Here is a 13,526-nt window from a genome sequence, read left to right as displayed (position 1 = left end):
TACTTTTAATTAACCTTAAGGTTGTTAAGCGTAGATAACGATTTGATTATAAAAGCCGCAATAACAGTGAAAAATAATATTGAGATTATTGCCGAAGGAGCGATGAAAAAATAAGCTAAAACAAACAATAGGGCAGTAGCTATTATCCTGCTCTTGTAGTCAAACACAGGCATGTTGTTTTTTTGACTGATAGTGAATAACAGGGATATTGTACTGCATGTGCCAATAAAAAACAACAGGTCCTGATAAGGGTTATTCTGTTGCATTACAGAGGTAACTATAAGGGCTGCTGATATTGCTAGCCCAAAATTGAGCAGCGGCTTGTTGATTTTGTTAACAGAAAGCCAGTTGTTTGTTTTTTTATAAAATGAACTATCGAACGAATTAAAATCGTCTGCGGTTGTAAAGCGCCCTTTTATACAGTTTCGTTTAAGTACATCGATATATTTGTGAAACCAGTCATCCCTGAAATCAAGAAACAGGATTAGGTGTAAAGTATCCTGATCTGCAGGAATGTCTACTTGAGATCTTACATGGTCTATCTTAATAAAAAGTTTTTCAGTACATTCATCTAACACAACGCTATATTCTCCGCCGTGCTTTACTTTGGTTAAAAGCTGGTTGTTGCCGTCGGTTATTTTTAGGCTGCGCAGGTGCCACCAGTTGTAGGGTAATAGTAATTTTATGTGTACTGTTTTCATGCTTATATATATTAAGGAGTAAATTATAAAAAAGCCATTGCCTAAAAGTATAAAAAATATTGCTTTTAAGCTTAAAAACGATGTTGCCTAAAATGTAATTATTTCTAAAAAGCGTGTGTTTTGTTGCAAATGAAATATGTTATTTAAAAAAATCGCATACTTTTGCCCTCAAAGAAATGTTGTATGGCAAAGAATTTAGTGATTGTTGAGTCGCCTGCAAAGGCAAAAACCATTGAAAAGTTTTTAGGGAAAGACTATCAGGTAGAGAGCAGCTACGGGCATATTGCCGACCTTCCTTCTAAAGAAATGGGGGTAGATGTAACCAATGGCTTTAAACCAAAATATGAAGTGTCTCCCGATAAAAAAGCTTTGGTTAAAAAGCTCAGGGATCTTTCTAAATCGGCCGAGACCGTTTGGTTGGCTTCCGATGAAGACCGCGAGGGTGAGGCGATAGCATGGCACCTGGCAGAAGAACTGAAACTGGATAAAACAAAAACCAAGCGTATTGTTTTTCATGAAATTACAAAGTCTGCCATACTAAAGGCTATAGACAATCCGAGGACTATAAATTATGATCTTGTAAATGCCCAACAGGCGCGCAGGGTTTTAGACAGGCTTGTGGGGTATGAACTTTCACCTGTACTTTGGAAAAAAGTAAAAAGCGGACTATCGGCAGGAAGGGTACAATCAGTATCTGTAAGGTTAATAGTAGAGCGCGAAAGGGAAATTCAGAACTTTAAAGCCGAAGCATCTTACAGTATTACCGCCGAGTTTACCAATGAAGCAGGAAAGACATTTAAAGCAAAACTGCCTAAAAATTTTGCAACAAAGGAACAGGCGCAGGAGTTTTTAAATAAAAACATAGGTTCATCTTATAAAGTTGCCGACCTTGAGACCAAACCGGCAAAAAAATCGCCGGCAGCACCGTTTACCACATCTACACTGCAACAGGAAGCTGCGCGTAAGTTGTATTTTCCGGTTGGTGTTACCATGATGCTTGCGCAAAGGCTGTATGAGGCGGGGCTTATTACGTATATGAGGACCGATAGTGTAAACTTATCTCAGGATGCTATGGCAGCAGCCGAAGACGAAATTATCCGTTCTTATGGCAAAGAGTTTAGCAAGCCGCGCAATTATAATACTAAAAGCAAAGGAGCACAGGAGGCGCACGAGGCCATCCGTCCTACCGATATGACACGCCACAGTGTTAATATAGATCGCGACCAGGCACGTTTGTATGACCTGATATGGAAGCGCACACTGGCTTCGCAAATGAGCGATGCGCAATTGGAACGTACCAATGTTAAGATAGATGCCAATAATCATAAAGAGCAATTTACAGCATCGGGAGAGGTGCTTACTTTTGAAGGTTTCCTTAAAGTGTATCTTGAAGGTCACGACGATGAAGATGTAGAGCAGGAGGGAATGCTGCCTGCATTAAGGATAAACGAAAAGCTTATCAATAATTACATTACGGCCACTGAGCGTTTTTCGCGCCCGCCTGCCCGCTATACCGAGGCTGCGCTGGTTAAAAAACTTGAAGAGCTGGGCATTGGTCGTCCATCTACTTATGCGCCTACCATCAGTACCATTATCAGTAGGAATTATGTAGAGAAAGGTAATTTTGAGGGGCAGCCGCGCAACTATTCGCAAATCACATTAAAAAACGGCAACATCAGTGCGCAGCAGCTTACAGAGAATGTGGGTTCAGACAAAGGCAAGCTGGTGCCAACCGATATAGGTACCATTGTGAACGACTTTTTGGTTAACCACTTTGATACTATTTTAGATTATAACTTTACTGCCAAGGTAGAGGAAGATTTTGATGCCATAGCTTCGGGTAGCGAAGACTGGACGCAAATGATGAACGATTTTTACAGTCATTTTCATCCAACCGTTAAGGATGTTGAGAAAAATGCCGATCGCGAATCGGGTGAGCGTATTTTGGGGACTGACCCTAAATCGGGTAAACCTGTAAGTGTTCGTTTAGGTAAATTTGGCCCTATGGCACAAATTGGAGATGCCGAAGATGAAGAAAAAACTTTTGCCAGCCTTTTGCCTGAGCAAAATATGAGTACTATAACACTTGATGAGGTGCTTGGGCTTTTTGCATTGCCAAAAATACTGGGTTCTCAGGATGGTGAGGAAATTGAAGTTAATAATGGCCGTTTTGGTCCGTATGTGCGTTTTGGCAAAACATTTATATCATTGCCTAAAGGCGAAGATCCGCTGGATGTTACACTGCAAAGGGCTATTGAACTTATAGATGAAAAGAAGCAGGCCGATGCTCCAATAGGAGAATATGAAGGTCATCCGGTTCAAAAAGGTGTAGGACGTTTTGGCCCTTTTATTAAATGGAACGGTATCTTTATAAATGTAAGTAAAAAATATAATTTTGATTGTCTTACTCAAAACGATATTGTTGAACTTATACAGGATAAGCTTCAAAAAGATATTGATAAGGTAATCCATAACTGGGAAGAAGAAGGAATTAGGGTGGAGAAAGCCCGTTGGGGACGTTCGGTGATTACCAAAGGCAAAATAAAAATAGAGCTTAATAAAGATATAGATGCTGCCGCGCTTACATTAGACCAGGTAAAGGCTATGGTGGCCGAGAAAACCCCTGCTAAAAAAGCTCCGGCTAAAAAGGCAGCTGCATCTAAAACCACAGCAACTAAAAAAGCACCTGCAAAAAAGAAATAACAACCTATGGCTTTTGAATTTTTACAACCGTTAGGCGAAGATTTTACCGATTTTACTGCTGCATTGCCCGATCAGGCATTGGGCAGGAAGGTGTTGGTGCATTCCAAAGGCGATTTTCCGGATCTTGAAAATGTAAAGATCGCACTTATTGGTGTTTTAGATAATCGCGGGCAGCAGGATGGCAAGCACATACATTTAAATTATATACGAAAGGAGTTTTACAGTTTGTATTCGGGCAATTGGTACAATACTATTGCTGATTTAGGAAACATTGCTGCCGGAGAAACACAACAGGATACTTATTATGTGCTTAAGACCGTAGTGGCAGAGCTGGTAAAGCAAAAAATAATCCCGGTAGTAATAGGTGGCTCCCAGGATTTGGCCTATGCTGTGTACAGAGGATACGACCGTTTGGAACAAATGGTTAACTTTGTAACTGTAGACAGCCGTTTTGATTTTGGTAAAGAGGATGATGAAATGTCTGCACGCTCGTTTGTAACGCAAATGATTGTTGAGGAACCTCATAATCTTTTTAATTACAGTAATATAGGCTATCAAACTTATTTTAACTCTCAGGAGGAGATAGATCTGATCGAAAAGTTATACTTTGATGCCTACAGGTTGGGTGAGGTTTGTAATGATATTACTATTGCCGAACCTGTATTTAGGGATGCCGATGTGGTTAGTATTGACATGAGTGCAGTAAAATCAAGCGATTCTGGAAATATTGTTAAATTTGTGCCAAATGGTTTTGATGGCAAAGAAATTTGTACTTTAGCGCGCTACGCCGGTATAAGTGATAAGGTTAGCTCTTTTGGTATCTTTAATCACGATGACAGCAGGCAGGAGTCGGTGCTTATTGCGCAAATTATGTGGTATTTTATAGAAGGGGTACATTACCGTTCTAATGAATATCCTTTTGGAAGCCGCGAGCATTATATAAAATATATAGTTCCTTTAGAAGACGAAGAACTCGTGTTTTATAAGAGCGACAGGACAGACAGGTGGTGGATAGCCGTTCCGGCAGGGGGGGTAACAGATAATAAAGTTAAAAATAATACGTTATTACCCTGTAGTTACAAGGATTACCTTAATGCATGCGACAATGAGGTGCCTGAAAGATTATGGAAAGCTCAAAGAAAAAACATAATTTAACATTATCAATACAAATAAACGCTGTTTTACGATAAGTTATCAAATGTTTATGACGAGCTTAGGATTTTTTCTAAAAAAAATTGTTTTTTTCAAAATAAATAAATAGGTTTACGCCCTTAAAAATAGATTACATTAATAACCCAAATTTATGAAGAAGTTCATTGCATTAACAGCAACTTTAACGTTACTTATCAGCTGTGGTTCGAGCGACCGCGGAGAACTGGTGGGTGTTAGAGGAAGGAAGTGGAAGCCCGAAAAGCCTTATGGTATGACTTTAGTTCCCGGTGGTGCTTACATTATGGGTAAGTCTGACGACGATTTGGCTAATCTTCAGGATGCTCCTACAAAGACGGTGACTGTTCGTTCTTTTTACATGGACGAAACAGAAATAACAAACAGCGAGTACCGTCAGTTTGTGGAGTCTGTTAAAGATTCTACGATCAGAACAAGGCTTGCTATTCTTGCTGATGAACAGGGGCAAACTCCTGGCAGTGGAGGTATAGGTGAGTATGCTTTTAAAGATCAGGAAAAAGAAGAGAAATCTGCTTATGACCAGTACATGGAAGATAATTACTACAGTGTTAGTGATGATCCGTATGCCGGAAGAAAGCTAAATCATAAAGCAAAACTTATTCAGGATCCGCAAAAATATCCGGATGAGTTTTATGTAGAGGTTATGGACTCTATGTATCTTCCGGAGTCTGAATCTTACAATGGTGGCAGGACTATTGATGTTTCTAAACTTGTATATATGTACAAGTGGATGGATATTCAGGCTGCTGCAAAAGATAAGACTACAGGCAATACAAGGGAGAAAAGGAGTAAATACCTTAAATCTGAAAAGGTTGCTATCTATCCGGATACAACTGTTTGGATCAAAGACTTTGCTTACTCTTATAATGAGCCAATGCATAATGACTATTTTTGGCACGATGCATACAGTAAATATCCTGTGGTGGGTATTAGCTGGAAGCAGGCAAAAGCGTTTTGTGCATGGAGGACAGAGCACAAGCGTGGATATCAAAAAGCAAAAGGAAACAGGGAGTTTGCTAACTCTTTCCGTTTGCCAACTGAGGCAGAGTGGGAATATGCTGCAAGAGGTGGTATACAATCAGGTACATTCCCTTGGGGTGGTCCTTATGCTAAGAATGACAGAGGTTGTTTCCTTGCAAACTTTAAACCAAGCAGGGGTGACTATGCTGCTGACGGTGCTCTTTATACTGTAGAGGCTGACTCTTTCGATCCTAATGATTTCAATTTGTTTAATATGGCGGGTAACGTTTCTGAGTGGACAGATTCATCTTATGATGGAAGCTCTTATGAGTATGTTTCTACAATGAACCCTAACGTTTCAGATTATAACAACAAGCGTAAAGTTATACGCGGTGGTTCTTGGAAAGATGTTGCTTATTTCCTTCAGACAAGTACAAGGGACTGGGAATATGCTGACTCTGCAAGAAGCTACATAGGTTTCAGAACTGTACAGGATTATATGGGTACACAAAATACAGGAAACCAATAATTAAAGTAACCAACTCGAATTTTTTTGAATATTTAAATTAATTAACTTAACTAAAAACTAAATTTATTTTATTATGGCACTACCACAAAGAGTTATGAACATGGCCTATGGTCTTGGAGCTGCGGTTGTAATTGTTGGCGCACTATTTAAACTTATGCACTGGCCAGGTGCGAGCGAAATGCTTATTGCTGGTCTTGGTACTGAGGCTCTTATCTTTGGTCTTTCTGCTTTCGAGCCAATCCACAAAGAGCTTGACTGGTCGTTAGTTTATCCGGAGCTTGCTGGTGGCGAGGCTAAGAAAAAAGAAGCGAAGAAAGAAAATCCTGCTGAAGCTCAGGGATTACTATCTCAAAAACTTGATAATTTATTGAAAGAGGCTAAAATCGACGGTGAACTTATGGCTAGCTTAGGTTCAAGTATCAAAAATTTCGAATCTGCTGCTAAAGGTATTGCTCCTACAGTTGACTCAATTTCTTCTCAGAAAAAATACAGCGAAGAAATGTCTACTGCTGCTGCACAAATGGAATCATTAAACAGCCTTTATAAAGTACAGCTTGACAGCGCTGCACGTAATGCAGAAGCTAATAAAGTAATTGCTGAAAACGCTACTAAACTTCAGGAAGAAATGACTGCTATGACTAAAAACATCGCGTCTCTTAACAATGTTTATGGTGGTATGCTTTCTGCAATGGGTAACAGGGCATAATTTTTCCCAATTCTATTTTTATAACAAAACAAAAGAAACTATTTAAGTAAAAATGGCAGGAGGAAAACAAACCCCAAGGCAAAAGATGGTGAACCTGATGTATCTGGTTTTCATCGCAATGATGGCATTAAACATGTCAAAAGAAGTTCTATCGGCCTTTGGTTTGATGAACGAACAGTTTGAGGCTTCAAACAAAGAAGCGGCGATTAATAATAAAGGTTTATATGATGCTTTGGCAACTAAAGCAGGTGAGGATGCTCACTTTGTTGAGGCAAAGAATGTTGCTGAAAAAGTTCAGGGAATATCTGCTCAACTTGTAACCTTTTTAGAGTCTTTAAAATCTGATATAACCAAAGAAGTTGAAAGAACCGAGAAAGGTAAACTTCCTTACGAGGCTATGGATAAAGGAGATAAAATTGATGAGGGCTGGTTTGCAGGAGACGGTTATTCTAAAAAAGGTCAGGAAATAGTTGATGCTCTTGGTAAGTATAAAGCTGACATGAAAGCAGCGCTTGGTAATGAAAGTAAATATAAATCAATTGTTAAAGAATTAGATAGTAAGTTTGATACAAGTGACGTTGTAGATGGTGAAGGTGTTAAGAAAAAATATCTTGACTACCACTATAAAGGTTTCCCTGCAATTGCATCTTTAACAAAATTATCTGCTCTTCAAAACAGTGTTGAAACAATTGAAGCAAGCGTTTATAGCTCTGCTTTAGGTAAAGCGGCTGTTGATGCGTCTTCAATGAAAAACTATACTGCTCTTGTAGTATTAGATAAAAATGCTTATTTCCAAGGTGAGAAAGTTACCGGTAAAGTGGTGCTTGGTAAATATGATGCAGATACTAAACCTACATCTTTCCAAGGTCCTGGTAAAATTGAGAATGGTCAGGCTGTAATTAATATGACTGCTGGTGCAGTAGGTGAGCAGTCTATCAAAGGTCAGTTTACTTTCCTTGAGGATGGTAAAGAAGTGCCTTTGAAATTCGAAAGTACTTACGTTGTTGTACCAAGACCAAACTCAGCTACTATCTCAGCTGATAAAATGAACTCTGTTTACCGTGGCGTTAACAACCCAATGAGTATATCTTTTGCAGGTGTTGCAGCTAGCGATGTAACAGTATCTGCTCCTGGTATCCAAAAAGGTGCTAAGCCGGGTCAATACAACTGGACAGTTACTTCACTTCCGGGTGAGTCTGCAGTAGTTACTGTAACAGGTAAACTTCCTGACGGTTCTACAGTAAGTGATAAAAAGACTTTCGTTATCCGCGATATTCCTAGGCCAATGCCTTCTATCAGGGGTCGTGAAGGTTCATCAAAAGGTAGTAAGGAAGACCTTTCTGTTTCTACGATAGGTGTTGTTTTCCCTGGCTTCGTGTTTGATGTTACTACTACAGTTAACTCTTTCGAGGTGTTTGTACCAGGTAACCCAAGGCTACTTGTACAAGGTAACAAATTTGACGACTCTGCTAAAAAAGCTATTGCTAAAGCAAAACGTGGTGATATAGTTACTATCGGTAATATTAAAGTTACTGTTGCTGGTGCAGGTGGTTACAGAATACCTGACTCATCTAACTTTAGCTGGGAGGTACAATAATTTAATTGATTATTCGTTTTTATTAAAACAAGATTTATGAATAGTAGAAAGTTTTCAGTAATGGCTGCGTTATTTTTAGGTTTGGCTACATCTTATGGCCAGTCTAACCTTCTTAACGCAAAAACGCCGGATGAAATAGGTAAAAAGACTGCTGCAGAGGATTCCTTAGATAACGATAAACCGCTTCCTTACGGCTACATTGGTAACAGGGACGTGCTTTTCTCTAAGAAGATATGGGAGACTATAGACCTTAACCAGAGGATTAACTACCCATTATATTTCCCTACTGAAGACAGTGGAAGCGGAGGTAATCTGGGTAGTGATAGGAAATCATTATTCAATGTTTTAATTGAAGCGATTCAGGGAGGTAAACTTACAGAGGTTTATGACGATTCTTACTTTACAACTAAAAAGACTCTTCAGGATATCGAAAAAAGTTTCTTTTTCGAAGAGATTAATGATTTAGGTATTACTATCTATAACAGAAATCAGGGTCTTAAGAAGTATAAAGGCATGAACGAAGATGAGATTAAGGCTGATCTTAGGAAAAACGGTGTTTTGACTGATGAGCACTTTACAACTTCGCGTTTAAAACCAAGTGATATTGCCGCATACCAAATTGTTGGTACCTGGTACTTTGATAAACGTCAGGGAGAGTTAAAATACAGAATATTAGGTTTGTCTCCAATGGGTGTGGATGCCTTTACAAAAGCAAGGGCTACAGCCGGTGAAGATGTTCAGCCAATATCGCTTTTCTGGATATTTTATCCTGGTGCAAGAGATGTGTTGCATAAAGCTAAAGCTTTTAACGACAAAAACTCTACTGCTTCTATTACATTCGACCACCTTCTTAATGCAAGGCGTTTTTCTGCCGTTGTTACTAAAGAAGAGAATATTTATGGAGACAGGGGTATTGACGAATATTTACAGGAAAATGCTCAAATGCAATTACTCGAAGCAGAACGCGTTAGAGATAAGATTCGCAACTATGAGCAGGACATGTGGAATTACTAAATTTTACATATAATATAAAGAGGCTAACCAAACGGTTAGCCTCTTTTTTTAAGAATATATTTACACCTAATGTTTATTAGTTTCGTTTTTTGTGTCGATTGTGTGATTAAGTTAAGTTTTTGGTGTATTATTGTTAAATAATCTGAATATGCTGCATATTTGCAGTTTTCTTGTGAAATTTACTCCTTATTTTTTCGTTGTATACAATCATGTTTTTATTCCTAAAATTTTAATTCCCCAGGCAGCTATGAAACTGTTATTAAGAATAGTGTTCTTATTGCTTCTTTTAACCGGGGTTGAAATGAGCGCACAACTGCCTGTTCCTCAATTTACTGTCGATGTTTTAGATGAAACCTGCGATGGAACGGGGCAGCTTACCTTTAATCTTACAGGGATTGCACAGGGTGCAACTGTTCTGTACTCTGTTTTTTTGCTTCCTGATGTTACCGTTCCAGTATATTCAGGTGCTAACTCGGTTGTTTCTCTTCCCGGGGGAACTTATAATGTTGTGGCAGTTCAGACGTTAGGGGCTGAAAGTAATTTCGTATCAGTTGAAAATATTGTTATACAGGACCTTGTTGGTGTGCTTAATTATAGGGTAGTGGCGGGCAATAACCCATGTGGTGGCGGTAACAATATTACTGTAAATGTTACTGCAGGCCAAGCTGTCCAGTATGAGTTGTTGGGGCCGGTTACCGTGCCGCCTCAATCTTCTAATGTATTTTCAGGTTTGCCGCAAGGAGATTATATGGTTAGGGTTTATGATCAATGTGGTGCAGTAGTACCACAGTCCGTTTCCCTTACTGCACCGGACAACACTCCTCCGGTGGTTTCTGATCCAATTTTTGATGAAGTTCTTTCTACTGATTGTACGTCGGTAAACATTACGCACACGGTGTCTTATGCACAGGGCACATTGATTGTATATCCTTTAACGGTGGTGTACATACTTCATCCGGGTGATGGATCTGCGGCAGAGGTTACAACGGTAACAATTGAATCGGGTGATACTGCTGAGGCCGTGTTTAGTCATACATTTCCAATTTTTCCAGGTCGGGTAGATACATATAGTATAAGTGTTACAAATGGTTGTGGGATTAGATTTCCTGTAAAAACGGGAATGGTAACTACCCCTACGCCAATTTTATTAATACGTAAAAATCCGATTTTATGTAACCAGCATACCCTTACGTTTACTGCGAGTAACTTTGTCCCGCCCTATACGCTAAATTTTATAGATGCGCCTCCTACGTTTAATCCGCAGGCCTTTAATCCTGATTACCCTGGCCCGTTTACAGATACTGTTACGTGGTATGGTACTCAGGAGCATCCTGTTCCTAACGGATATTATGAAGTTGAACTTACCGATGCCTGTGGCAGGACAACTACGAATTCTATGGATGTTATTCGCGAAAAGCCAGATCCAACTCTAAGAGGCTTTAATAATGGCTGCTTTTCGGTTATTGGCTATATTACAGCGAGTATTCCTGATAGAGAGATAGTTTTTGCAGAGATAGTTCGCGGCCCCTCTGCTTTTACCACTCCTGTGCCTTATGATGTTTCTTCTATGATCGGTTCGAATGGAACACTTCGGGTTAATAATTTGCCTGTTGGAGAATATCTGATAAGGATTCAGGATGATTGTGGTGATTGGTATGATGAAGTTATTGAAGTTCCGGCTTTTGTCCCGAAAGATTTTGTTGCAACTGTCCAGCCCGATTGTGCTGTTGGTTTTGGTGGTGTAAAAATAGACAGCCCAAATAGTTCATTGGTGTTGGTTAGAATAATAAGTGCACCTCCGGAGTTTAACGAAGGCGTTACCCCGGTAGATCTCAATGAATTGATATTTACTAATGGCGATTTTTTTGTGGATGGTTTGCCTGAAGGAGACTACAGATTTGAGGTTGCAGATTTTTGTGGTATTACACAGATATTGGATGTAAATGTTGTTGGTGCAGAGGTGCCGCCTGCTTCAGCTATTGTATTAGATCCAAGATGTAATGCTTTTAATGTTGGGCTGTTTGATGTATCAACAGTAAGTTCGGCAACATATTGGCTTCAAATGGAAGATCCTAACATGCCTGGGCGTTGGGTAAACCCTGAAACCGGAGTAGAATATACTGAAGGAACTGTGCCTGACAGTACTAATTCAATTCAGCTCTTAAATAATACAAATAACGTAAATTTTGATTATAGCGGTACTTTTAGGATTCTGAGGTATTTTCAGGGTATAGGAAACGGTGTAACTTCAAAAAATTGTATTACTCCATTTGGAGATACTTTCAGTTATTCTGACGACGTTATAATTAATGAAGTGTATACTGTTGGCTGTTTGCCGGGTTCAGTTTATGTAGATGCTACAGGTTTGCCTCCGTTAACCTATTCTATTTATGAAAAGGACGGTGAGCCTTTTGTAATAAATAACGGCTCAAATCCTATTTTTAATAATCTTGATCCAGGAACTTACAGGTTTAGGGTAGAAAATGTTTGTACAGAGCAACAGGTAACCTTAAGGGATATATCTACATTGCCTGATATTGTTGTTGCTAATCCGGTAGGTGGCCTGCAAATTTGTATTGAGTCTGGTGATTCTGAGTTTCAGGAATTTAATTTGGAGGAATTAACACCTGGAATTTTAGGAACACAAAGCCCCGTGGTTTATACGGTAACTTATCACGTTAGTCAAAGCGATGCATTGAGTGGTAACAATCCTATAACCAGTCCTTATACCAATGTCAGAAACCCGCAAACCATTTATGCGCGTGTAACACATGATTTTATAAATGTATGCCCTAAAACAATATCTTTTCCAATAAGGTCTACTCTCAATCCTGTGCTATTTATGCCGGAGAAACAATACATTTGTGAAAATGTGGGACGCCTTGTGCTTTCGGCTAACGAAGGATACGATGCTTATGAGTGGCTTTCTAATCATCCTATAACACAACTCTCGCCATCAGCTATTGAGGTTTATGAGCCGGGCATCTATACTGTAAACGTAAGCAGGATTATAGGTTCTCAGCCTGCCTGTATAACATCGGTAGATATAGAGGTGTTGCAGTCCGAAGCTCCGCAGTCTATTAGCGTAGAACTTGACGACTGGACTGAGAACAACAATACTATTACAGTCTTTGCAGATGGGCAGGGTGAATATGAATATTCGTTAGATGGTGATGAGTATCAGGATAGCAATGTGTTCAGGGGATTGAGGCCGGGGATTTATACTGTGTATGTAAATGATAAATCTCAGTGTGGATTTCTTACGAAAGAAGTAGTGCTGCTTAATTATCCTAAATATTTTACACCCAATGGCGATGGCACGCATGAAACATGGCATATCAGATACTCTTGGATGGAGCCCGGAATGCTTGTGTATATATTTGACCGATTTGGTAAGCTTATTACCAGTTTTGATGCCCAAAGTGAAGGCTGGGATGGTACATTTCATGGTCATCCGTTGCCAGCTACCGATTATTGGTTTTTGGTTCATCGTCAGGATGGAAGGATACACAGAGGGCATTTTGCTTTAATCCGATAAGAATTAATTCAACTTAATTGATAAAGTGTGGAATTTCTACAGTATAAGTGTGGAATTTCTACACTTTTTTTGTTTAATGATTTTGTGTTGAATTTAGTAAGTGGTTGTAAAATAAGGGTTTTACAGGTTTATTGCTTGCTTATCTTATTTTGGTACAATTCTTTCAATAATCTTTATAACAACACTAATTAAATAATCATGAAAAAGGTATTCATTATAGCAGCACTGGCCTTATCTATTGGTTTGAACGCAGCAGTTAGTACGATCACTGTTTCAGATAAGGTGGTGTTACATCAGGAGAAAGAATATAAAAAGATTGAAGAGTCGAAAGTTCCTTCAGCCATTTTAAGTGAAATATCAACAAAATATGAAGGCTACAAAATAACCGATGCTGCGGTTTCTGCAGATAAGGAGTATAGAATTACTGTGGCCAAAGATACAAAATCGGTTAAAGTGTATTTTACTGAAGCCGGTGAATTTGTAAAAGAAGAAAAGTAATTGAAAAAGATATAGTAAGGTGATTTGAGGAATTTATTCTTCGATAGAAGGAGACGGGAGCGTCTCCTTTTGTTTTTTATTAACATTTTGTA

At 39.0% G+C, this 13,526-nt stretch carries 9 protein-coding genes; 8 read left to right on the top strand and 1 reads right to left on the bottom strand.

Features of this window, described 5'->3' with window-relative positions; genetic code table 11:
* Positions 1–5 precede the first annotated feature (5 nt).
* Positions 6–701, bottom strand: coding sequence for a hypothetical protein (locus tag GR160_RS07095; protein ID WP_160749171.1), 696 nt, complete (start codon positions 699–701; stop codon positions 6–8).
* Positions 702–884: 183 nt separating this feature from the next.
* Between GR160_RS07095 and topA the strand changes: the two genes are divergently transcribed.
* From topA to GR160_RS07055, 8 genes are all read left to right on the top strand, one after another.
* On the top strand, positions 885–3,404 hold the full coding sequence (gene topA, locus GR160_RS07090) for a type I DNA topoisomerase (protein WP_160749170.1): 2,520 nt from the start codon (positions 885–887) through the stop codon (positions 3,402–3,404).
* A gap of 6 nt (positions 3,405–3,410) precedes the next feature.
* Positions 3,411–4,559 carry a formimidoylglutamase gene (locus GR160_RS07085; RefSeq protein ID WP_160749169.1) on the top strand — a complete coding sequence of 383 codons (1,149 nt, stop codon included), beginning with the start codon at positions 3,411–3,413 and terminating at the stop codon, positions 4,557–4,559.
* Between the two features lie 148 nt (positions 4,560–4,707).
* Entirely contained in the window at positions 4,708–6,081 is a 1,374-nt protein-coding gene (gldK, locus tag GR160_RS07080) for a gliding motility lipoprotein GldK (protein ID WP_160749168.1), read from the top strand.
* A 73-nt stretch (positions 6,082–6,154) separates the two neighbouring features.
* A complete protein-coding gene (gene gldL / locus GR160_RS07075; RefSeq protein ID WP_202390740.1) occupies positions 6,155–6,787 on the top strand; it encodes a gliding motility protein GldL in 633 nt (210 codons plus the stop codon).
* A gap of 52 nt (positions 6,788–6,839) precedes the next feature.
* Positions 6,840–8,384 (top strand): gliding motility protein GldM, encoded by a 1,545-nt coding sequence (gene gldM / locus GR160_RS07070; protein ID WP_160749167.1) that lies wholly within the window; start codon positions 6,840–6,842, stop codon positions 8,382–8,384.
* A 36-nt stretch (positions 8,385–8,420) separates the two neighbouring features.
* Positions 8,421–9,398 carry a gliding motility protein GldN gene (gldN, locus tag GR160_RS07065; protein ID WP_160749166.1) on the top strand — a complete coding sequence of 326 codons (978 nt, stop codon included), beginning with the start codon at positions 8,421–8,423 and terminating at the stop codon, positions 9,396–9,398.
* Between the two features lie 247 nt (positions 9,399–9,645).
* Entirely contained in the window at positions 9,646–12,936 is a 3,291-nt protein-coding gene (locus GR160_RS07060) for a T9SS type B sorting domain-containing protein (RefSeq protein WP_160749165.1), read from the top strand.
* Positions 12,937–13,134: 198 nt separating this feature from the next.
* The gene (locus tag GR160_RS07055; protein WP_160749164.1) at positions 13,135–13,434 is read left to right on the top strand and encodes a hypothetical protein; all 300 of its coding nucleotides are present in this window, start codon (positions 13,135–13,137) and stop codon (positions 13,432–13,434) included.
* Positions 13,435–13,526 lie beyond the last annotated feature (92 nt).

Source organism: Flavobacterium sp. Sd200 (genome assembly GCF_009826935.1).
Taxonomy (GTDB): Bacteria; Bacteroidota; Bacteroidia; order Flavobacteriales; family Flavobacteriaceae; genus Flavobacterium.
The sequence above is the reverse complement of the archived record's forward strand: the minus strand, read 5'-3'. Positions and strand labels throughout refer to the sequence as shown.